Origin of the sequence: Streptomyces sp. NPDC058240, assembly GCF_042882135.1 — a bacterium.
In the GTDB taxonomy this organism is placed as follows: Bacteria; Actinomycetota; Actinomycetes; order Streptomycetales; family Streptomycetaceae; genus Streptomyces.
The window spans coordinates 35,922-57,186 of record NZ_JBHVWT010000016.1 but is presented as its reverse complement, the minus strand read 5'-3'; the positions used below and the strand labels follow the sequence as shown (position 1 = coordinate 57,186).

Here is a 21,265-nt window from a genome sequence, read left to right as displayed (position 1 = left end):
GACCGGGCCCGTCGGTGACAGTCGGCTGCGCACTCAGTCGTTCGGCACGATCTCGTAGCGCGGCGTGTTCTCCGCCATCTGCCGCAGCGCGTCCTTGCGGTCCCGCTTCGAGAGCCGGTCGATGTACAGGTAGCCGTACAGGTGGTCCGTCTCGTGCTGGAGGCAGCGGGCGAAGTAGCCGTTGCCCCGGATCTTGACCGGGTTGCCCTTGGCGTCCTGTCCGCGGACCACCGCGTAGTCCGGGCGGGCCAGCGAGGCGTACGCCGTCGGGACGGAGAGGCAGCCCTCGTTGGAGTCGTCCAGGATCCGGTCCTCGGGCGCCAGCTCTTCGAGCACCGGGTTGCAGACGGCGCCCACGTGCCGCACGCCCTCGTCGTCCGGGCAGTCGTAGACGAAGACCTTGAGGTCGACGCCGATCTGGTTGGCGGCCAGGCCCACGCCCTCCGCCGTCCGCTGGCTCGCGAACATGTCGTCGATCAGCCGGCCCAGCTCGTCGTCGAACGCGGTGACGTCCTTGCACTCCTTGTGGAGCACCGGGTTGCCCACGACCGTGATCGGACGGGAGGTGCCGCGCTCGCGATATGCCGCCTCGCGCGCCTCACAGTCCTCCGTGTCCACGACGAAACCCTCGTCGTCGACGCTGATCTGCTCGTCCGTCTCCTGCTGCGCCATGTCCGCCGTACGCCTTCCTCAAAACCTGAAACCCGGTCATCCGACAGTTCCGGGGCCGGGCACCCGAGCACCGCGACCGGTGCCCGTACAGCCTACGGGCAGCGGTCAGCAGACTTCTTCGAGATCCCGCCACTCACGACTGTCCGGGCTGTCCGCCATCCAGCCGTCCAGCAGACCTCGCACCAGCCCGGCCGGTGCCGCTATCCCGCACTCCCGTTCGGGCACCCACAGCTCACCGGCGGTGCGGTGGCCCAGCGGTCCCGGATGCCCCGGTTCGCTGTGGTCGTGCGGGTCGAGGTGCTCGCCGTCGCCCTCGTCGCTCTCCATCCGGCTCTCCGAGCAGGCCCGGCAGAGCAGCCGCACGGAGGACGACCAGTCCTCGGCGGCGAACCCGGCATCGGACGCCAGCTGCTCCAGCGCGTCCCGGTCCGCCTCGGTGGCCGCTTCGAGCAGCACCACCCAGGTGGGCACGGGGGACGGCGCCCACAGCTCGATCTCGTCGAAGACGGGGTACGAGGGCCCGGCCGCGGTGACCCGCTCGCCGTGCGGCACCCCGTCGTGCAGGACGACCTCGCCCCAGCGGCGGCCGGACGACGGCAGCGGAATGGAGAGCACCTCCATCCGGGCCGGATCGAGCCGGCGGCCCCACACGACCTCGGCCTCGCCCTCCGGCGACAGCCGTACCGCGGCGCTGCCCAGCTCCATGCCGACCGGCTCGCTGTTGGCCGCCGAGGTGTGCTGGCCGGCGCCCGGCACCTTCAGGCCGTACGCCTGCCAGGCCCGGCGGGCCAGCGGCCAGTCCTGCAGCGCGGTGGCGGCGATCCCGACGTTCCACCAGTCGGGAGCACCGGATTCCTTGTCGAGCAGCGCGACGGCCCGCAGGCCGGCGGCTCTCGCCTGTTCCCAGTCATGCCGGAATTTGTGTAGCAGCGCCAGGTTGAACCACGACTCGGAGAGCCAGGGTTCCAGGTCCGCCGCACGTGTCAGCAGTGCACCCGCGTCCTCGTACCGGCCGTCGCCGATCAGCGTGAACGCGCGGTCGGTGGCCTGCCGCCAAGAGGCGGAGGGCCGATGCCGTACCTTCCCGAAGATCCTCACGATTCCCGCCTGTCCCGACTGGACACCCTCGTTTTCCGCTCTTCTTCGCATCCAACCATGCCGGACCGGACGCCCGCTCATTACCCATGGGTTACCCGGGCAGGACCGGGGCCGGACCGCCCCGGGACAGGACCCTGGCCAGTGATTCCACGACTTCGGGCTGATAGTCGTGGGCGGTCCCGAGCCTGAGTTGTTCCAGCGCGCCCAGCGGCCCGATGAGACTTTCCCCGCGGAGGTCGTCGTATGCGTTGACGACCCTGACGATCCTGGCGGACAACGGCTGCTCGCGATAGGGGTCGGCCTGCCGTTCCACCACGACGGCGACCTCGGTGTCCACCCCGGTCTGGCGGACCACGGCGCCGCCGAGCAGCGCGATGCGGCGCTGCTCGGCGGCGGGCAGGGTGGCCGTCGCCCCGTCCGGGACCGGGTCGACGAGCGAGAGCTGGCCGATGTCGTGCATCAGGGCGGCGTGCTCCAGCGCGGTCAGCCGGTTCCCGGAGAGCCCCAGCTCACGGCCGACGGCCCGGCAGAGCACCGCGACCCTGCGGGCATGCCCGTGCGGGGTGTACCCGGCGATCTCGGTGGACCTGGCGAGCGAGGCGATGGTCTGCCGGTACGTGGTGCGCACGGCGACGAACCGGCGGAACGAGACCTGGGTCAGCAGCAGCGGTACGCACAGGACCGGCAGCGCCCACAGCCCGGCGACGGCCACCCCGAGGGCCATCACGACCCCGGTCGCGCAGACCGCCGACCCGATGCCGATGAGACCGCGCAGCTCGTCCCGGAGCAGCGGCGGATAGGGATGGCGGGTGTACGAACGCAGCAGCAGGGCCGCGAGCACGGCGTCGCACAGCGCGGTCAGGACGAGGATCAGGAGCAGGACGAGCACGTAGTACGGCCCTTCGCCGAACCAGCTCCCGCTGCGGCCGCTGTTGTACAGCGGCTGGAAGCACACGGCGGCGAAGGTGACGGTCAGGACGCGGCGGGCCACCCGGTCGGGTGCGGGTCCCGTGCCACGCGCCACATGGGGCACACAGGCGACCAGCTGTGCCGCGACGAGCACGGCGATCACCTGGAGGACACCGTGCGCGGTTGCTTCGCCGCCGCTGCGGCCGAGGAGGGCGTACGCGAGTGCTCCGGCGGCCCCGAGCGGTGCGGGCTCGCGCTCACCGGGCAGCGCACCCCAGCGGGCCAGTTCGCCCACCGTGATGAGCACCCCGAAGGCGAGGGCGTGGCCGGGGTCGTGGACGCCGTCCCAGAGGGTGTGGCCGAGCCCGGCGACGGCGAGCAGGGCCGCGGCGGCGCGGACGGTGAGGACGACGGGCGGCAGCCGTGTCCCGGCCCTGGCCCGGGTCATCCGCGGCGGTCCGCGCGCGACTGCGGACCGGACACCGCGCCGAGCCCGTCCGCCGACGGCTGCGGAGGGGGTACGCGGTCGAGCCCGCCGGGCGGCCCGGGACGATCCGCCGGGCGGCCGGGGACGGCCCCCGCGTCCTCGCACCTCGGCCTCGGGACCTCGGGCTCGTCCGCCGTCACGGCCGTCGTCACCGCCGACCAGCCGTGCCGTTCGAGACCGCGCACCAGCGCCCGGACCATCTGCGGGTCGAACTGCGTGCCCGCGCACCGCTTCAGCTCCTCCAGCGCGGCCGGCACCGGTCTGCCCCGCCGGTACGAACGGGTCGAGGTCATCGCGTCGAAGGCGTCCGCCACCGCGACGACCCGGGCGAACTCCGGGATCTCGCGCCCGCTGAGCCCGTACGGATAGCCGCTGCCGTCGAGCCGTTCGTGGTGGTGCAGGATCGCGGCCCGCGCCTCGCCGAGGAAGCCGATGCCGCGGACGATCTCGTGCCCGTACTCCGGATGCAGTTCGATCACCTGTCGCTCCTCCGGCGTGAGCGGCCCGTCCTTGCGGAGCACCCGGGTGGGGACTCCGAGCTTGCCGACGTCGTGCAGGATGCCGGCGAACCGGACGACCTCCAGGCGGTCCTGGTCCATGCCGAGTTCGCGGGCGATGAGGACGGAGGCCCGCCCGACCCGTTCGCTGTGGCCGCGGGTGTAGGTGTCCTTGATGTCGACGGCCTGCACCAGCGCCCTGATGGTGGCGCGGTGGGCGGCGTGCTCGCGGTGGTACTGGGCGAAGACCCAGCAGGAGATGTACATCGGCAGCAGGACGATGAGCGCGGACAGCGGCCCGTACGGGCCCCGCCACAGGACCGCCATCATCAGCCCGGCGAGTCCGTGCACCAGATGCGGCCCCAGCGAGCGGGGCAGCAGCCCGCTCCAGGCCCGCCGCAGGGGCAGCCGTTCGGCCGCGACCAGGATGGAGCCGTCCAGCGCGGTCAGGGCGAGGCTGAAGGCCAGGGCGGCGGCGCAGGCGGGCAGGATCGCGTAGGGAAGGTCGGGGATCCGGTCCGGGCCGGTACCGATGCCGCCGAGCGTGGCGGGGCCGCCGAGCAGTCCGTGGACGGACGAGGCCGCCCAGACCGTGACGGCGAGCTGCGCGGCCCGCCAGACGCGCCGTGCGATGGCGGGCGGCTGTTCCACCCGGCCGACGAGCGATCCGGGCACGGCAACGAGGGCGGCCGCGGCGGGCGGCAGCAGGAAGGCGGCGGCGAGCAGCAGCGGAAAGAACGATCCGGCACGGATCGGCACGGAGCTGCCGAAGAAGGGGCAGCGCCCGGGGAGTTCGCAGACGAGATAGAGCCCGGTGAGCAGTGCGATGGTGACCCACGGGGTCCCCACACCGCTCCGCAGCGCGGGGAGCACACAGAGCAGGGCGCCCACCGCGACCGCCGGAATGTACGCGCGCGCCGCCCCGCGTGTGGCTCTCACCCGCTCGGCCCGCCCCCCAACATGGTCAATGGAGGCGCCAGGCTAGCGAGTTGTGCAACCGGTCGAGCGTCAATGAGCCCTATTAGCACATTCGGGTGATTCGGTGGCGGCGGCCGGTACCGGCCGGCCGCCGGGTGTCACTCCTTGGCGGCGGTCGGCTGTTCGCTTCCCGCGGCCGTCACGTCCTGCTCGGGCACGACCTGCCCCGAGCGGATCAGATCGATCCGGCCCATCACCTTGGACCGCAGATCACTCGGCACGTCGTCCTGGCCGCAGCAGCGCTTCACCAGCTTCTTGACGGCCTGCTCCAGGCCGTACTTCTCCAGGCACGGGGAGCACTCCTCGAAGTGCACCTCGAACTTGGTGCAGTCGCTGTCGGGCATCTCATGGTCGAGAAACTCATAGAGATGATCGAGGACTTCCGAGCAGTCCGTCTCGTGCGGCTCTCCGCAGCTCATGAGCCCGAGCCTTTCCGATCGTCCGACTCTCCGGCACCGGCCGGGACGAGCCCGCGCTCACGGGCGTAGTCCTCCAGCATGCCGCGCAGTTGGCGGCGGCCCCGGTGCAGTCGGGACATCACCGTACCGATGGGAGTCCCCATGATGTCCGCGATCTCCTTGTAGGCAAAGCCCTCGACATCGGCGAGATACACGGCGATGCGGAACTCTTCGGGGATCGCCTGCAGAGCGGACTTCACGTCGGAGTCCGGCAGGTGGTCGAGCGCCTGCGACTCGGCGGAGCGCAGACCGGTCGACATGTGCGACTCGGCGCGCGCCAGCTGCCAGTCCTCGATCTCCTCGGCGGCGCTGCGCTGGGGTTCGCGCTGCTTCTTGCGGTACGAGTTGATGAACGTGTTGGTGAGGATGCGGTACATCCACGCCTTGAGGTTGGTGCCCTCACGGAACTGGTGGAAGGAACCGTACGCCTTGGCATACGTCTCCTGGACCAGGTCCTCGGCGTCCGCGGGGTTGCGCGTCATGCGCAGCGCGGCCGAGTACATCTGGTCGAGGAAACCGAGAGCGTCCCGTTCGAAGCGCGCGTTGCGCTCGGCGGGCGTCTCCTGTGCGCGGCCGTCGTCGGTCCCTGTGTCGGTCCCAGTGACCGGACCCACCTCCTCCAACGCTGTGGCGGAACCGAAACCGGACCCGCTCGAATCGGAGAATAGTCGACCTTGCTTCGAGACGGGCTGTCGATCCGATCCGCCCACGGCCCGCTCGGGAGTGGTCTTGGCCGCGTGCAGCACCGTCCACTCCAGGTCAGCGGCGTTCGAGCGGCGCGGGCAGATGGTCGAACCCATGCGACGGACTCCCTCTCCACGTACGACGTTGATGTACCGATGACACCCACAACAGTGGCCCCCCGCGCAACATTCCCGGGGTGTACGTCACACGAGGGCGGCCAGCCATCCGGTCACGGCGGCGGTCAGGATCCCCATCGCCTCGTCCTGGCCCGGACCGGCTTTCTTCGGTACGGCGAACCCGTGGTCGCCGTACGGCACCTCGGCGATTTCGTACTCCCCCGGCGGGAATTCGGCGGGCCGCCCGAACGGGTCGTGGCCGCCCTGCACGACGAGCGTGGGGACGCCGGAGCCGAGGAGCTCGTCCGCGCGGGACTTCTCCGGCCTGCCCGGAGGGTGCAGCGGGAAGCTGAGCGCGAGGACCGCGTGTGCGCCGAGCTCCGCGGCCGTCCGGCAGGCCACCCGGGCCCCGGCGCTGCGCCCGCCCGCGACGACGGGCGGCCCGGCGGCGGTGAGCGCGGGCCACAGCCCCCGCCACCCGGTGTCCAGGGTCTTCGGGGCGGGCGCGAGCCGCTTCCCGGCGACCCGCCACGGCTGCTCCACCAGGGCGACGGTCACCCCGTGGGCGGGCAGCGCGGTGGCCAGTGCCTGGAGGTCGCGGGCCTCGATGCCGCCGCCGGCGCCGTGGCCGAGGGCGAGGACCAGCCGGGCGTTCCCGGCCTTCGTCGTGCCCGTCGCGGGGAACCAGGTGATCCTGGCCGGTCCGGCATCGGTGTCGACCATTTCGGCCGCCTCGGCTCCGCGGCCCGTCTCTGTAGTACTCACGCACCCCATCCTCCCCGCCGAGAGCCCGGGAGGCCGACTGCTGGGGAGCCGACTGCACGGGAAAGCGTGCTTGCTCAGAAGAGCGTGCTCACTTCCGGGGCGGTCAGCTCTTCCAGCAGCTCTGGGCCGTTGTTGCGGACGTTGCTGACGGCCGTGGCCACCGGATAGGCCCGCATCAGCCCGCCCGGCGGCGGTGCGAGCAGGGCCTTCAGCTCCTCGACGTCGGTGCGCGACGGGTCGAGCCAGGCGTCCCAGCGGTCCGGAGTCAGCATCAGCGGCATCCGGGGGTGGATGTCGGCGAGCGCGGCCGGGCCGTCGGCGGGGGCGACGGCGAGCGGGGTGGTCTCCGCCCCGGTCGTGATCACCGAGCAGGTCACCCACCAGGCCATCGGGTGGTCGTCCGGCAGGGTCCGGTCGCGCCAGAACTCGTAGAGCCCGGCCATCGCGAAGACCGATCCGTCGGCGGGTGTCACGAAGTACGGCTGCTTGCGCGGGCGCTTCTTCTTCCCCTTCTCCTCCAGCTGCCGTTCATCCGCGCCGGTGACCCACTCGTAGTAGCCGTCGGCGGGCAGGATGCAGCGCCGGGAGACGAAGGGACGGCGGAAGGACGGCTTCTCGTGGACGGTCTCCGCGCGGGCGTTGATCATCCGTGCGGCGCCCTCCGGCGACTTCGCCCAGGACGGTACGAGTCCCCACTTCAGCGCGCGCATCTGGCGAACCGGACGCTGATCGTCTGCGTCTTTCAGAGGACGCTCCAGTACGGCGTAGACCTCCTTGGTGGGCGCCACGTTCCAGTCGGGAGCCAGGGCCTCCGCCGGTTCCCACTTCTCGACCTGGAAGAGTCCGGTCAGGTCCTCGGGCCGCCGACTCGCTGCATACCGTCCGCACATAAGTGCCAGACTGCCACGACCGCCACGCCGACAAGATGCCGATACCGCAAGCCGAAACCACGAGGAGCCGCCCACACCATGGACAGCACCGATCTGGGCAATCTGTGGGACCGCGTGTTCGGCACCCAGCCCGCACCCGAGCAGTGGCTCGTGGTGGTGACCGGCACGCTCGCGCTGATCGCGGTCGTGCCGAACCCGATATGGCGGCTGACCCGCAACGCGATCACCATCGCGCACGAGGGCGGGCACGGGCTGATCGCGCTGCTCACCGGACGACAGCTGTCCGGCATCCGGCTGCACTCGGACACCAGCGGCCTGACCGTCAGCCGCGGCAAGCCGACCGGTATCGGCATGATCCTCACCGCGGCCGCCGGCTACACCGCCCCGCCGCTGCTGGGCCTGGGCGGCGCGTGGCTGCTGGTCGACGGCAGGATCACGCTGCTGCTGTGGGTGGCCACCGCGCTGCTCGCGGTGATGCTGGTGATGATCCGCAATGTGTACGGGGCGCTGACGGTGATCTTCACCGGATCGGCCTTCCTGCTGGTGTCCTGGCTGGCCTCACCGGCCTGGCAGTCGCTGTTCGCGTACACCGTGGTCTGGTTCCTGCTGCTCGGCGGCGTGCGCCCGGCCTTCGAGCTCCAGTCCAAGCGGCGGTACGGCGGTGCGCCGGACTCGGACGCGGACCAGCTGTCCCGGCTGACGGACGTACCGGCCGCGCTCTGGCTCTTCCTCTTCCACGCGGTGTCGCTCTGCTCGCTGATCGGCGGCGGGCGCTGGCTGCTCGGGATGTGAGGGCCGGCGGCACGGGAGCGCCGGTTCCGGCCGACGGCTTCTACCGCACCTGCGTTACGCCCCCGTTTCGACCCATTTGATCGAGATTCGGGTTTGCGGTGAGCCACTAAAGTAAGGGCCATGACCGATAGTTCCGTGCACCCCGCCCTCTGGCCCGCCCCGCATGCGACCGGGGCCGTCGACGCGACCGTCACCGTGCCCGGATCGAAATCGGTCACCAATCGCGCGCTCGTCCTCGCCGCGCTCGCCGCCGAGCCCGGCTGGCTGCGCCGCCCGCTGCGCTCCCGCGACACCCTGCTGATGGCCGAGGCGCTGCGCGCGATGGGCGTCGGCATCGAGGAGGGCGTGGGCCCGGACGGCTCCGGCGAGGCCTGGCGGGTCATCCCGGCCGGACTGCACGGCCCCACCACGGTCGACGTCGGCAACGCCGGCACGGTCATGCGCTTCCTGCCGCCGGTCGCGGCCCTCGCCGACGGCCCGGTCCGCTTCGACGGCGACCCGCGTTCGTACGAGCGCCCGCTGACCGGCGTGATCGACGCGCTGCGGGTGCTCGGCGCCCGGATCGACGACGAGGGGCGCGGCTCGCTGCCGATGACGGTGCACGGCGGCGGCGCACTGGACGGCGGACCGGTGGCGATCGACGCCTCCTCGTCCTCCCAGTTCGTCTCGGCACTGCTGCTGTCGGCGCCGCGCTACAACCAGGGGGTGGAGGTGCGCCACACCGGCGCCAGGCTCCCCTCCATGCCGCACATCCGGATGACCGTCGACATGCTGCGGGCGGTCGGCGCGCAGGTCGACGAGCCGGAGACGGGTGGCGAGCCGAACGTCTGGCGGGTCTCCCACTCGGCCCTGCTGGGCCGTGATCTGACCATCGAGCCCGATCTCTCCAACGCCCAGCCGTTCCTCGCGGCCGCGCTGGTCACCGGCGGCCGGGTCACCATCCCCGACTGGCCCGAGCGCACCACCCAGCCGGGCGACGCGCTGCGGGAGATCTTCACGGCGATGGGCGGCAGCTGCGAGCTGACCGAGCACGGCCTCACCTTCACCGGTTCGGGCCGTATCCACGGCATCGACGTCGACCTCGGCGAGGTCGGCGAGCTCACCCCCGGCATCGCGGCGGTCGCGGCGCTGGCCGATGCGCCGTCCACCCTGAGCGGTGTCGCCCATCTGCGGTTGCACGAGACGGACCGGCTGGCCGCGCTCACGAAGGAGATCAACGAGCTCGGCGGCGATGTCACCGAGACCGCCGACGGCCTCCACATCCGGCCCAGGCCGCTGCACGGCGGTACCTTCCATACGTACGACGACCACCGGATGGCAACCGCGGGGTCGATCATCGGCCTTGCCGTCCCCGGAGTGGAGATCGAGAACGTGGCGACAACCGCCAAGACCCTGCCGGACTTCCCGCAGATGTGGACCGGAATGCTCGGGGCCTGAGACATGCGCCGCTACGGCAAGAACCCCGACGAGGACGACATCCGGTTCCGCCCCAACCCGAAGGGCAACCGGCCTCGCACTCATACCCGCCCGAAGCACGAGGACGCCGAGGAGGGCATGGTCCTCACCGTCGACCGCGGCCGCCTCACCTGTCTCGTCGACGGCCGTACGGTCATGGCGATGAAGGCCCGTGAGCTGGGCCGGAAGGCCGCCGTGGTGGGTGACACGGTCTCCATCGTCGGCGATCTCTCCGGCGACAAGGACACCCTCGCCCGCATCGTCCGCATCGGTGAGCGCCGCTCGGTGCTGCGCCGGACCGCGGACGACGACGATCCGTTCGAGCGGGTGGTCGTCGCCAACGCCGACCAGCTGGCGATCGTCACCGCACTGGCCGATCCGGAACCCCGTCCGCGGATGATCGACCGCTGCCTGGTCGCCGCGTACGACGGCGGGCTCTCCCCGCTCCTGGTCCTCACCAAGTCCGATCTGGCCTCCCCGGACAAGCTGCTGGAGGCGTACACCCCGCTGGGCGTCCCGTTCATCGTGACCAGCCGCGAGGAGCTGGAGAACGGCGACGCGGCCGAGCGGGTCCGCGAGCAGCTGCACGACCGGGTCACCGCCTTCGTCGGGCACTCCGGTGTCGGCAAGACCACGCTGGTCAACGCGCTGGTGCCGAAGGACCGGCGGCGTACGACGGGAGTGGTCAACGCGGTCACCGGCCGCGGCCGGCACACCACCACGTCGGCGTTGGCGCTGCCGCTGCCCGACTACCGCGGCTGGGTGATCGACACTCCCGGTGTCCGCTCCTTCGGGCTCAACCACATCGACCCGTCCCGGGTGATCCACGCGTTCCCGGACCTGGAGCCCGGCACCGAGGGCTGCCCGCGCGGCTGCACCCACGACAGCCACCAACCGGAATGCGCCCTGGATGCCTGGGTGGCGGAGGGCCACGCCGATCCGGCCCGGCTGGACTCGCTGCGCCGGCTGCTGTCCACCCGGGAACGACGCGAAGGCGACTGACCGGGGCACGTTTGCGATCTACCGCCGCCGGTAAATGCATAATCACACCCAGTGTGGCAAGGCGGTCACCGACGTGGGAGGGCACTGACGATGGCGTGGCTGCTGGTCGTGGTCGCAGGACTTCTGGAGACCGGCTTCGCCGTCTGTCTGAAACTCTCGCACGGCTTCACCCGGCTCTGGCCGACCATCGCGTTCTGCGTCTTCGCCCTCGGCTCCTTCGGGCTGCTGACGATGTCGCTGAAGAAACTCGACGTGGGGCCCGCCTACGCGGTGTGGACCGGCATCGGTGCGGCGGGCACCGCGATCTACGGCATGGTCTTCCTCGACGACGTGGTCTCCACCCTCAAGCTGGTCTCGATCTCCCTGGTGATTCTCGGGGTGATCGGGCTCCAGCTCTCGGGCTCGTCCCACTGACCGCGCCCGGAGCCCCCGCCACCACGTGGCGTACCAGCGGTGCCGTCTCGCCCTCCGCCCCCGAAGGCGCGGGCACCAGCGCGTAGCTCAGGGCGAGCCGCAGCGCGATCTCGCAGGTCACGGCCAGTGCTTCCGGGTCGTGTGTCGGCCGGCCCCCGTCGAAGGCTGCCACCGCGCGTTCGCCGGCCCGGCGGAGCAGTTCGGCGGGGGTCGGCGGCCCCGGATCGGCACGCCGCCGGCCGGGCACCGGGGACGCGCACCCGGCCGCAGAGGGTGCGGGGCGGGGCAACCGCTCGCTCCAGCAGCCGGTGAGCAAGGCCTTGACCAGCACGTTCGTACGTACGGCCCGGACGGTCCAGGCAGCCACGGCGGCCAGCCCGTCCTCCGTACCGCCGGCCGACCCCAGCGCCCGCTCGACACCGGCCAGATAGCCGTCGGCGGCATCGCGGACCAGGGCACGGGCCAGGCCGTCCTTGCCGCCGAACTCGTTGTAGAGGGTCTGCCGGGAGACGCCGGCGGCGTACGCCACGTCAACCATGCGCACCGACGTCCAGGGCAGGGTCGCCAGCGCCGAGAGGGCGGCGTCCAGCAGTGCTTCTCGCGCTGTGGGCATCGTCGCCTCCTGCGCCGGGCAGGCCCGAGGGCTGCGCGTCCCAGAGTTGACCCGCTCCCGGGGACTGTCAATGGTCCGCGCGGCTCCAGGGTCCTGTAGCCCTGCCCACCTGTGATCGATACTGTGACGGCATGCCCGATTACCACGATGATCTGCGCCTTGCCCATGTTCTGGCGGACGCCGCCGACGCGGCGACGATGGACCGGTTCAAGGCTCTCGACCTCAAGGTCGAGACCAAGCCGGACATGACGCCGGTGAGCGAGGCCGACAAGGCCGCCGAGGAACTGATCCGCGGCCACCTCCATCGGGCCCGCCCGCGCGACGCGATTCTGGGCGAGGAATTCGGGATCGAGGGCACCGGTCCCCGGCGCTGGGTCGTCGACCCGATCGACGGCACCAAGAACTACGTACGCGGCGTGCCGGTCTGGGCGACGCTGATCTCGCTGATGGAGGCGGGCGAGGACGGCTTCCAGCCGGTGGTCGGCGTGGTCTCCGCGCCCGCACTGAACCGGCGCTGGTGGGCGGCGAAGGGGGCGGGCGCGTTCTCCGGCCGCAGTCTGACCTCCGCGACCCGGATCCAGGTGTCGAACGTCGAGCGGATCGCCGACTCCTCGTTCGCGTACGCGTCGCTGAGCGGCTGGGAGGAGCAGGGCCGCCTCGACGGATTCCTGGATCTGACCAGGGCCTGCTGGCGCACCCGCGGGTACGGGGACTTCTGGCCGTACATGATGGTCGCCGAGGGCTCGGTGGACATCTGCGCGGAGCCGGAGCTCTCGCTCTGGGACATGGCCGCCAACGCCATCATCGTCCAGGAGGCGGGCGGGAGGTTCACCAGCCTGGACGGGGTCTCCGGTCCGGGCGGCGGCAACGCCGCGGCCTCGAACGGGCTGCTCCACCACGAGCTGCTCGGCTACCTGAACCAGCGCTACTGAGCCGGCGCCACCGACCGGCACCGCTGACCGGGATCACGTCACCGGATCACGGCACCGAAGGGCGTCGCGCGCCGTCGCGCGCCCTTCGGGCTACTTCGCCCCCCTTGTTCCGTCCACGCATCGGTGCAACTCTGAGAGTCCCCCCGCTTGTGAATTTGTGAATCGGCTCACGCGGCCTTTTCACCAAGGAGGTGGCTCCTTTCATGCTCGTCCGTGACGCCATGAGCACGCTGGTCCTCACCATCGGCCCCGCCCATACGCTCCGCCAGGCCGCCCGGCTGATGTCGGTCCGCCATATCGGGGCCGCGGTCGTCCTCGACAAGGACAACAGCGGGCTCGGCATCCTCACCGAACGCGACATCCTCAACGCCGTCGGCTCCGGCCAGGATCCGGATACCGAGACCGCCGCCACCCACACCACCACCGATGTGGTCTTCGCCGCCCCCACCTGGACCCTGGAAGAGGCTGCGGAGGCCATGACACACGGCGGGTTCCGCCACCTGATCGTGCTGGACGACCACGGGCCCGTGGGCATCGTCTCCGTCCGCGACATCCTGCGCTGCTGGGCACCCACCAGGCGCCGCCACCACGCGCAACTCATCGGCTGAGCCCCCGTGAACGACCGGTGGGCCGGCCTCCCCCGAAGGGGAGACCGGCCCACCGCCGACGACAGTCGCCGGATCAGCCGCGAAGGGCCTGGACCGCGGCCTCCAGACGCTTGCCGAAGTCGCCGTCCGCCTGACGGAAGTTGTTGATCGCGCGCTCGGCGATGTCATCGCGCGACACCTTGGCGATGAACCCGGCGAGGTTGTCGATCAGCCGCGCCTTCTCGTCCTCGGAGTAGAGCCGGTAGAGGTTTCCGGCCTGCACGAAGTCGTTGTCCTCGGCGTGGCTCGGAGCCACGTGCGTGGCGACCTCACCGGTGACGGTGGTGGGCCCCCACAGCGGGCGGTCGGTCTGGACCGGACCGCCGAAGCTGTTCGGCTCGTAGTTCTTCGCGCCCTTGTGGCGGCCGTCGTACAGGTAGCCGTCACGGCTGTGGGTGCGCGCCTCGGTGGCGTGCGGACGGTTCACCGGCAGGTGGTCGGCGTTGATGCCGACGCGGTAGCGGTGGGCGTCGCCGTACGCGAAGAGGCGGCCCTGGAGCATCTTGTCGGGGGACGGACCGATGCCCGGCACGAAGTGCGCGGGGCTGAAGATCGACTGCTCGGTCTCCGCGAAGACGTTCTCCGGGTTGCGGTTGAGCTCCAGCTTCCCGATCTCGATCGGCGGGTAGTCCGCGTGCGGCCACACCTTGGTGAGGTCGAACGGGTTGAAGCGGTACGTGGCCGCCTCGGCCGCCGGCATGATCTGGACCTGCACCGTCCAGGACGGGAAGTCGCCGCGCTCGATCGCTTCGCGCAGATCGCGCTGGTGGCTGTCCGGGTCCTCACCGGCGAGCTTGTTGGCCTCGGCCTGGGTGAGGTTCTTGATGCCCTGGTCGGTCTTGAAGTGGTACTTGACCCAGAAGACCTCGCCGGCCTCGTTGTTCCACTGGAACGTGTGCGAGCCGTACCCGTTCATGTGGCGCAGCGTGGCCGGGATGCCCCGGTCGCCGAAGAGCCAGGTCACCTGGTGGGTGGACTCGGGCGACAGACCCCAGAAGTCCCAGACGTTGTCCGCCTCCTGCGAGCCGGTGTACGGGTCGCGCTTCTGGGTGTGGATGAAGTCCGGGAACTTGATGGCGTCCTTGATGAAGAACACCGGGGTGTTGTTGCCGACGAGGTCGTAGTTGCCCTCCTCGGTGTAGAACTTCAGCGCGAAACCGCGGGGGTCGCGCACCGCGTCGGCCGAGCCGAGGTTGCCGGCGACGGTCGAGAAGCGCAGGAAGGTCTCGGTCTGCTTGCCGACCTCGGAGAGGAACTTCGCCCGCGTCCACTGCGAGACGTCGCGGGTCAGCGTGAACGTGCCGTACGCGCCTGCGCCGCGGGCATGCACGATGCGCTCCGGAATGCGCTCACGGTTGAAGTGCGCGAGCTTCTCCAGCAGCGACTGGTCCTGCACCAGGACGGGACCGCCGACGCCCGCGGTCTGGCTGTTCTGGTTGTCGGCGACCGGCGCGCCGGCCTCCGTGGTGAGCGGTCCCTGCGTCACGTGCGCCTCCTGCGTCGTTCCTGCACATTCGTCTTGTCCTGCACAGCCTGTCCCTTGGCGTATGCCGATGCCGATCCTACAATGGACTTAGTCCAAGTCAAGTGAACATCCAAAGTCACACCCGTTCGGGACCTGGTCCCTTCACTGTTAGGCTTGTTTCTATGAGTGACCTGTTGGAACGACTTCGCGGACGCGGCTGGCGCATGACTGCGCAGCGGCGCGTCGTGGCCGAGGTCCTCGACGGGGACCATGTGCACCTGACGGCCGACGAGGTCCACGCGCGGGCCGTGGCCAAGCTGCCCGAGATCTCCCGCGCCACCGTCTACAACACACTGGGCGAGATGGTGACGCTCGGTGAGGTCATAGAGGTCTCCACCGACCGCCGCGCCAAGCGGTACGACCCGAACGCACACCGACCCCACCACCACCTCGTCTGCGCGAGCTGCGGCACGATCCGCGACGTGCACCCGGCCGGCGACCCGATGGCGGATCTGCCGAGCGCCGAGCGCTTCGGCTTCACGGTGTCCGGCGTCGAGGTGACCTACCGGGGCATCTGCCCGAACTGCGCCGCGACGACCTGATCCACCCGGCGAAGGCCCCGGTGCGAGCATCACGCGCACCGGGGCCTTTCGCGTGGATCCTCGCAGCGGACGACACGCCTCCCCGCCACCGGCACGTGCGCACCCCCTTCCCGAATCTGACGGGTAGTCATATCGTCTGCGGCGATCACGTCCGCCCCGCGGCGGATCCGCACCTCGATACGCGCGAGGAGAGACCCGTGGGAGATCTGCACCCGACCCCACCGACCACCGCAACCACCAGTCCCAAACTCCGCGCCGACGCGCTCACCCGCTCGTTCGGGCGCGGCGCCAAGGCCCTGTCCGCCCTCGGCCCGCTCGATCTCTCCGTCTCGCCGGGCGAGTTCACCTGCATCGTCGGCCCGTCCGGCTGCGGCAAGTCCACGCTGCTCAGGATCGCCGCCGGACTGCTCCGCCCCAGCTCCGGCGAGCTGTCCATCCGTACGGCCTCACCCCGTCCGGCGGCGATGATCTTCCAGGACTACGGCATCTACGACTGGAAGACCGTGCTCGCCAATGTCCGGTTCGGTCTCGACATCCAGCGCGTACCACGCAAGGAGGCCGACGTCAGGGCGCGCGACTGGCTGGCCCGGATGGGGCTCTCCGACTTCGCGGGGGCGTATCCGGCTGCCCTCTCCGGCGGGATGCGGCAACGGGTCGCGATCGCCCGCGCCCTTGCCGTCGAACCCGAGATACTGCTGATGGACGAGCCGTTCGCGGCGCTCGACGCCCAGCTGCGCACCATCCTCCAGGACGAGCTGCTCGACCTCACCCAGACCACCCGTACCACCACCCTCTTCATCACCCACAGCCTCGAAGAGGCGATCGTGCTCGGGGACAGGGTGCTGGTGATGTCCGCCAGACCGGGGCGGATCATCGCCGAGCGCCGCCCGCCGTTCGACCGGCCGCGCACCGGCACAGTCCGGTCGGCGCCCGAATTCACCGCGTTGAAGAGCGAGTTGTGGGAACTTCTGCGTGGCGAGGTGCGCAGGGAGGCGGTCCCGGCATGACCGTCACCATGAATGCCACGAAGCCCGACGACGGCGTCCTGCTCCGCAGGCCGGGCCCGCAGGAGCTGCATCCGGTACGCACCCACCGCAGGCGCCGCGCCCTGGAGATCTCGCTCGCCGTCGCCGTACCGCTGCTCCTCGTGCTGCTCTGGCAACTGGCCGCCGCACAGTCCTGGATCGACGACCGGGTCTACCCCGCCCCCTCCACCATCCTGGCGGACGGCTTGGACCGGGCGGGCGCCGGTGAACTGTGGCCGGATGTATGGGCCACGCTCAAGCGGGTCCTCGGCGGCTATGCGATCGGCACCGTCGCGGGATACGCGCTCGGCCTGCTGATGGGCTCGCTCTCCCTCGTACGGGCGGCGCTGGAGCCGTTGCTCGACGCCCTGTACGTCGTGCCGAAGCTGGCCCTGCTGCCGGTCTTCCTCAATATGTTCGGCCTCGGTGAAGGGCCGCAGATCGCCCTGGTCGCCGCGACCGTCTTCTTCTTCGTCTGGATCTCCACCATGGCGGCCGTGCTCGCCGTCCCGGTCGGCCATCGTGATGCCGGTCAGGTCTTCGGCGCCTCGCCCTGGCAGATGTTCCGCCATGTGCTGCTGCCCGCGTCGCTGCCCGCGGTCCTGGTCGGGGCACGGATCGCGGCAGGGGTGGCCGTGCTCGTCATCGTCGCCTCCGAACAGATCGCCGCGGCCGACGGTCTCGGCCATCTGATCTTCGACTCCCGGGCACTGTTCCAGAACGACGTGATGTTCGTCGGCATCGTGTGTGTGGCGGTTCTCGGTGTCGTCTTCTCCGAAGCGGTGCGGATCGCCGGGCGGCTGCTCACCCCGTGGGCCCCGCGCGACCGCGGCCGCAGTCGGTCCTGAACGGCTCCCCACGCTCCTCGTACGGAGGCACTGTGCGTACCCACACCCCCTTCACCCGCACCCTCGTGCTCGTCACGGCATCCCTGCTCGGCGCGGCGGGCTGCGCCGGGCACGACTCCGGCGGCGACGGCGCCGCCGCCGCGCCGCGCACCGTCAGGCCCGTCGCGGGCTGTGGCACCGGCAGCTGGACCGACCCGGCCGACCTCGCCCCCGACCGGAAGGCGGCCCGCTGCGACAAGGGCGCCCCGGCGGCCCGGCCCCTGGCGAAGAAGCGGAAGATCACCGTCGCCACCGGCACCCTGAGCGCGGAGTACGTCGCTCCGCTCCAGGTCGCGGTGGCGAAGGGCGAGTTCGCGAAGGAGGGGCTGGACGTCGAACTGAGAGTACTGCCCACCCCGGACGCCCTGCCGCTGCTCGCCAAGGGCGATGTGGACGCCCAGTGGGCGGCTCCCGAGGCAGCCGTGATGAACGGCATCAACGGCGGCTTCGACATCAAGTGGGTCGCGGGGAACTTCTCCCCCGACCCCACCTCCAAGAGCGGCCTGTGGGTGCGTCTCAAGGACGGCGAGAGCGCCGATCACGTCGAGATGGCGGGCCGGAAACTGGGCACCATGATCGGCAAGGGCTCGGTCATCGCGTACCCGATGGACACCTCCCTGAAGAAGCACGGCGGCGGCCTCGACAGGATCAGCTTCCAGCAGCTCGGTTCCGCGGATGTGCTGACCGCGCTGCAGAACGGCGGCGTGGACTCGGCCTGGCTGCTCGACCCGATCTGGCGCAAGGTGGACGGCGACCGGAAGTACGCGTTCCTGGGAGGCCAGCCCGTCGGCGAACCGCTCGGCGGCCTGCTCTTCGGCCCGACGCTGCTGAACAAGGACCCGGACGCGGGGGTCGCCTTTCTCCGCGCCTACATCCGGACGGTGAACACTTACTTCGCCGGCGACTACAAGTCCGATCCCGGCTTCGTCGCCGAGCTGGCGAAGCTGCTGAAGACCGACCAGGCCACGCTGCGGTCGACCCCGTCGATGCGGATGGACTGGGAGATACGGAAAGGCACGACGGACCGACTGCAGGAGGCGTACGCCGATTCGGGCGTCTCGAAGGGCGCCTCGGTGCCGGAGGCGAAGGCCGTCGACCGGGCGATGTACGCGGAGGCGGTGGGCCACAAGCTCTGACTCACGCGCAGCGCATGCACAGAAGGCCGGATCCTTGAAAGGATCCGGCCTTCTGTCTTCAGTAGCGGGGACAGGATTTGAACCTGCGACCTCTGGGTTATGAGCCCAGCGAGCTACCGAGCTGCTCCACCCCGCGTCGTTGTGTTTAGAACTGTACGTCACCGCTCCCGACCAGCGCAAATCCGTTCCGGCGCCCGGGGCCGACGGGCTGCGCATGGTCCTGCGCAGCCCTGCACAGCCCTAAGAGCCTGTCGGGTGACCTCAGATCGGATAGCGCGCGTGCCAGGGCGTGGCCGCCCGGTCGGAGGTCACCCGACAGGCTCTAAGCGGTCAGCTCCTGGTGCAGCGCCTCGCGCAGCCGGGCAGCCCGCTCGGCGACCTCCGCCGGGCCCAGCTCGACCGCCCGCGCACACCAGCGCTGCCCCTCGGTGAGCTCGCCCCGGCGGGCGGCCAGCAGGGCGAGGCGCAGGGCGGCCCGACCGTGCCCGTCGTTCGCGGCCCGGCTCCACCACAGCGCCGCCTCGCGCTCGCTGCCCTCGCGGGCGAGCAGCAGCCCGAGGTTGAAGGCGCCGTTGCGGCTGCCCGACTCGGCGGCCTCGCGGTACCAACGGGCGGCGCTGTCCACGTCGCCCCGGGCCGCGGCGAGCATGCCGACCCGCACCTGGGCGCGGCGGTGCCCCTGCTCGGCGGCCCGCTCGTACCACTCCTCGCACTCGCTCTTCTCCGGCATCGGCTCGCCGAGCGCGGGAGGGCCGGGCGGCGGCTGCCGCGAGTCCAGCACCCCGGCCAGCCGGAAGGCGGCCTCCGCGCTGCCGCCGCCCGCCGCGCAGCGCAGATGACGCTCCGCCTCCTGCTCCTCGCCGTGGTGCAGCAGGGCCATGCCGACCTGGAGGGCGGCTTCGGTGTGGCCGGCCGCCGCGGCACGCTCGTACCAGACCAGTGCCGTACGGTCCTCGTCGCGCCCGGCGTACAGGATGCCCAGGTTGAACGCCGCGTCGACGCTGCCCGCCTCGGCCGCCTTGGAGAACCAGGGCTCGGCACCGGTCGCGTCGCCCGCCTGGAGCAGGAGCACGGCCAGCGCGTTGGCGGCCTCGCGGTGGCCCGCGTACGCGGCACGGCGGTACCACTGCTCGGCCTGCGGCGTACGGTCCTGGGCCGCGCAGAGCAGGCCCAGGTTGTAGGCGCCGTTGACATCGCCCGCGTCCATGGCGGCGCGGTACCAGCGCTCGGCGGTCTGCTGCTCGCCCCGGGCCGCGTGCAGGGCGCCCAGGGCGTTGGCGGCGTTCCCGTCGCCGTCCTGGGCGGCGCGCAACCACCACACGGCGGCGCTCTCCTCGTCGCCCGCGTCACGCAGCAGGAAGCCGAGCGCGCAGGCGGCGCGTGCCTCGCCCGCCTTCGCGGAGATGAGGTACCACCGGCCGGCCTCCTTGGGTTCGCCGCGCTGTTCGAGGATGGCGCCGAGGTGGAGGGCGGCACGCCGGTGGCCGCGCGCGGCGGCCTGCCGGTACCACTGCTCGGCCTCGCCCACGCGCCCGGTCGCCGGACCCGCCACCGGGCCGTCGTCCTTGCGCACCGCGGAACGGCCGGGCGCACCGGGCCGGTCGCCCGCGCCGGGGCCCAGCCCCGGGCGGCCGAAGGCGTCGTGCGGATCGTCGGCGGCGTTGCGGTCCAGCATGCGCGCGAGACGGTACGCGGCTTCCCGGTGCCCCTGCTCGGCGGCGGCCCGCAGCCAGCGTTCCGCGCCGACGTCGCTGCGGTGTTCCAGCAGGTCGGCCAGGGCGTACGCACCCAGCGCGTGACCCTGCTCGGCGGACTGCCGCAGCCAGTACTCGGCACCGGGCTCGTCGCCGCGCTCCCGGTAGTGGCGGCCCAGCGCGTGCGCGGCGGCGGCGGACCCCGCGACGGCGGCGATGCGCCACCAGCCGGCCGCGTCGTCGACGTATCCGCGCTGGTGGAGGAGGACGCCCAGGTTGTTGGCCGCGGCCCGGTCGCCGTCCGCGGTGGCCCCGCGCAGATAGGGTTCGGCGCCGTCCAGATCACCGCGGCGCAGCAGCAGGGCGCCGAGGACGCTCATCGACGCGGTGTCCCCGGCGTCGGCGGCGCGACGGTGACGCGCCTCGCTCTCGGCGCTCTCCGGGCTCTCGGCGCTCCCGGGAGTCTCCGTGGCCCCGACGGCCCCGGCGCTCCTGTCGGTCCCCGCGCTTCCCGTGTTCTCTGTGAACTCCGTGCTCTCGACGGTCGCGGCACACCCCGCAGTCTCGGCAGTCTCGGTCGCCTTGATGATCTCAGGTGTCTCGGGCTTCTCAGGTGTGTCAGTGGTCTCGTTGTTCTCCGCGGTGGTACTACCAAAAGCCGCATTCATCGCGTTATCCGGCCGATGACCGCGACGCTGTACAAACCGCCCTGTCTCCAACAGAGTTGCCCTGTCCCCCATAAATACCATCGTCGCACCACCTGCAACCCGCGTACACCTGGTATATCGCGGCCAGTGAGGTCACTTCAGCGTTTTGTCGACATGCCCACAGAGAGATAAGTCAAACACGTCCGGACCCAACTCGTGCCCCGCGAACCGCACTTCACGCACCCTGCACAAGAAAGTCGTCATGACACGACGAAGGCCCGGATCCTCGAAAGGATCCGGGCCTTCGTCTTTCAGTAGCGGGGACAGGATTTGAACCTGCGACCTCTGGGTTATGAGCCCAGCGAGCTACCGAGCTGCTCCACCCCGCGTCGTTGTGTTG

21 protein-coding genes and 2 tRNA genes are annotated in these 21,265 nt (G+C 71.1%); 10 read left to right on the top strand and 13 right to left on the bottom strand.

Annotated features, from left to right (window positions below):
* Positions 1 to 33: 33 nt before the first annotated feature.
* The 8 genes from def to ACFVX4_RS24005 all read right to left on the bottom strand — a co-directional run bounded on the left by def (position 34) and on the right by ACFVX4_RS24005 (position 7,554).
* Complete coding sequence (def, locus tag ACFVX4_RS24040; RefSeq protein ID WP_389980675.1) at positions 34 to 672, bottom strand: peptide deformylase; 639 nt, start codon at positions 670 to 672, stop codon at positions 34 to 36.
* Positions 673 to 777: 105 nt separating this feature from the next.
* Positions 778 to 1,770, bottom strand: coding sequence for a tetratricopeptide repeat protein (locus ACFVX4_RS24035; RefSeq protein WP_389980673.1), 993 nt, complete (start codon positions 1,768 to 1,770; stop codon positions 778 to 780).
* A 91-nt stretch (positions 1,771 to 1,861) separates the two neighbouring features.
* The gene (locus ACFVX4_RS24030) at positions 1,862 to 3,127 is read right to left on the bottom strand and encodes an HD-GYP domain-containing protein (RefSeq protein WP_389980671.1); all 1,266 of its coding nucleotides are present in this window, start codon (positions 3,125 to 3,127) and stop codon (positions 1,862 to 1,864) included.
* Positions 3,124 to 4,602, bottom strand: coding sequence for an HD-GYP domain-containing protein (locus ACFVX4_RS24025; protein ID WP_389980669.1), 1,479 nt, complete (start codon positions 4,600 to 4,602; stop codon positions 3,124 to 3,126). The genes ACFVX4_RS24030 and ACFVX4_RS24025 overlap by 4 nt, the downstream gene beginning before the upstream one ends.
* A gap of 137 nt (positions 4,603 to 4,739) precedes the next feature.
* Positions 4,740 to 5,060: a mycothiol system anti-sigma-R factor gene (gene rsrA / locus ACFVX4_RS24020; RefSeq protein ID WP_266414528.1), complete on the bottom strand. Its 321-nt coding sequence runs from the start codon at positions 5,058 to 5,060 to the stop codon at positions 4,740 to 4,742.
* Complete coding sequence (locus ACFVX4_RS24015) at positions 5,057 to 5,713, bottom strand: sigma-70 family RNA polymerase sigma factor (protein WP_266425425.1); 657 nt, start codon at positions 5,711 to 5,713, stop codon at positions 5,057 to 5,059. The genes rsrA and ACFVX4_RS24015 overlap by 4 nt, the downstream gene beginning before the upstream one ends.
* 273 nt (positions 5,714 to 5,986) lie before the next feature.
* Complete coding sequence (locus tag ACFVX4_RS24010) at positions 5,987 to 6,673, bottom strand: alpha/beta family hydrolase (RefSeq protein ID WP_389980667.1); 687 nt, start codon at positions 6,671 to 6,673, stop codon at positions 5,987 to 5,989.
* 65 nt (positions 6,674 to 6,738) lie between these two features.
* Positions 6,739 to 7,554 (bottom strand): SOS response-associated peptidase, encoded by an 816-nt coding sequence (locus ACFVX4_RS24005; protein WP_389980665.1) that lies wholly within the window; start codon positions 7,552 to 7,554, stop codon positions 6,739 to 6,741.
* A gap of 78 nt (positions 7,555 to 7,632) precedes the next feature.
* Between ACFVX4_RS24005 and ACFVX4_RS24000 the strand changes: the two genes are divergently transcribed.
* The 4 genes from ACFVX4_RS24000 (at position 7,633) to ACFVX4_RS23985 (ending at position 11,217) form a co-directional block, all read left to right on the top strand.
* Entirely contained in the window at positions 7,633 to 8,346 is a 714-nt protein-coding gene (locus ACFVX4_RS24000; RefSeq protein ID WP_266414532.1) for a M50 family metallopeptidase, read from the top strand.
* A gap of 120 nt (positions 8,347 to 8,466) precedes the next feature.
* The gene (aroA, locus tag ACFVX4_RS23995; protein WP_266414534.1) at positions 8,467 to 9,783 is read left to right on the top strand and encodes a 3-phosphoshikimate 1-carboxyvinyltransferase; all 1,317 of its coding nucleotides are present in this window, start codon (positions 8,467 to 8,469) and stop codon (positions 9,781 to 9,783) included.
* A gap of 3 nt (positions 9,784 to 9,786) precedes the next feature.
* Positions 9,787 to 10,803 (top strand): ribosome small subunit-dependent GTPase A, encoded by a 1,017-nt coding sequence (rsgA, locus tag ACFVX4_RS23990; protein WP_389980662.1) that lies wholly within the window; start codon positions 9,787 to 9,789, stop codon positions 10,801 to 10,803.
* A gap of 90 nt (positions 10,804 to 10,893) precedes the next feature.
* Positions 10,894 to 11,217: a multidrug efflux SMR transporter gene (locus tag ACFVX4_RS23985; protein WP_266414540.1), complete on the top strand. Its 324-nt coding sequence runs from the start codon at positions 10,894 to 10,896 to the stop codon at positions 11,215 to 11,217.
* Here the strand turns inward: ACFVX4_RS23985 and ACFVX4_RS23980 are convergent.
* Positions 11,147 to 11,830, bottom strand: a complete 684-nt coding sequence (locus tag ACFVX4_RS23980) for a TetR/AcrR family transcriptional regulator (protein ID WP_389980660.1) — start codon at positions 11,828 to 11,830, stop codon at positions 11,147 to 11,149. The genes ACFVX4_RS23985 and ACFVX4_RS23980 overlap by 71 nt on opposite strands.
* A 131-nt stretch (positions 11,831 to 11,961) precedes the next feature.
* Here ACFVX4_RS23980 and hisN point away from each other — a divergent pair, with 131 nt between their 5' ends.
* The gene (gene hisN, locus ACFVX4_RS23975) at positions 11,962 to 12,762 is read left to right on the top strand and encodes a histidinol-phosphatase (protein ID WP_389980658.1); all 801 of its coding nucleotides are present in this window, start codon (positions 11,962 to 11,964) and stop codon (positions 12,760 to 12,762) included.
* A gap of 203 nt (positions 12,763 to 12,965) precedes the next feature.
* On the top strand, positions 12,966 to 13,370 hold the full coding sequence (locus tag ACFVX4_RS23970) for a cyclic nucleotide-binding/CBS domain-containing protein (protein WP_385329282.1): 405 nt from the start codon (positions 12,966 to 12,968) through the stop codon (positions 13,368 to 13,370).
* A gap of 73 nt (positions 13,371 to 13,443) precedes the next feature.
* On the opposite strand, the gene ACFVX4_RS23965 is transcribed toward ACFVX4_RS23970, so the two are convergent.
* Positions 13,444 to 14,895, bottom strand: coding sequence for a catalase (locus ACFVX4_RS23965; RefSeq protein ID WP_389980656.1), 1,452 nt, complete (start codon positions 14,893 to 14,895; stop codon positions 13,444 to 13,446).
* A gap of 161 nt (positions 14,896 to 15,056) precedes the next feature.
* Between ACFVX4_RS23965 and ACFVX4_RS23960 the strand changes: the two genes are divergently transcribed.
* The 4 genes from ACFVX4_RS23960 (at position 15,057) to ACFVX4_RS23945 (ending at position 18,524) form a co-directional block, all read left to right on the top strand.
* The gene (locus ACFVX4_RS23960) at positions 15,057 to 15,476 is read left to right on the top strand and encodes a Fur family transcriptional regulator (protein ID WP_266414548.1); all 420 of its coding nucleotides are present in this window, start codon (positions 15,057 to 15,059) and stop codon (positions 15,474 to 15,476) included.
* Between the two features lie 197 nt (positions 15,477 to 15,673).
* On the top strand, positions 15,674 to 16,483 hold the full coding sequence (locus tag ACFVX4_RS23955; RefSeq protein WP_389980654.1) for an ABC transporter ATP-binding protein: 810 nt from the start codon (positions 15,674 to 15,676) through the stop codon (positions 16,481 to 16,483).
* Positions 16,480 to 17,349 carry an ABC transporter permease gene (locus ACFVX4_RS23950; RefSeq protein WP_389980652.1) on the top strand — a complete coding sequence of 290 codons (870 nt, stop codon included), beginning with the start codon at positions 16,480 to 16,482 and terminating at the stop codon, positions 17,347 to 17,349. Before ACFVX4_RS23955 ends, ACFVX4_RS23950 begins: the two co-directional genes overlap by 4 nt.
* Positions 17,350 to 17,381: 32 nt before the next feature.
* A complete protein-coding gene (locus ACFVX4_RS23945) occupies positions 17,382 to 18,524 on the top strand; it encodes an ABC transporter substrate-binding protein (RefSeq protein ID WP_389980650.1) in 1,143 nt (380 codons plus the stop codon).
* A gap of 62 nt (positions 18,525 to 18,586) precedes the next feature.
* On the opposite strand, the gene ACFVX4_RS23940 is transcribed toward ACFVX4_RS23945, so the two are convergent.
* From ACFVX4_RS23940 to ACFVX4_RS23930, 3 genes are all read right to left on the bottom strand, one after another.
* Positions 18,587 to 18,660: transfer RNA gene (locus ACFVX4_RS23940), tRNA-Met, on the bottom strand.
* Between the two features lie 186 nt (positions 18,661 to 18,846).
* Positions 18,847 to 20,967, bottom strand: coding sequence for a tetratricopeptide repeat protein (locus tag ACFVX4_RS23935; protein WP_389980648.1), 2,121 nt, complete (start codon positions 20,965 to 20,967; stop codon positions 18,847 to 18,849).
* A 213-nt stretch (positions 20,968 to 21,180) separates the two neighbouring features.
* Positions 21,181 to 21,254 (bottom strand) — tRNA-Met (locus ACFVX4_RS23930).
* Between the last annotated feature and the right edge of the window lie 11 nt (positions 21,255 to 21,265).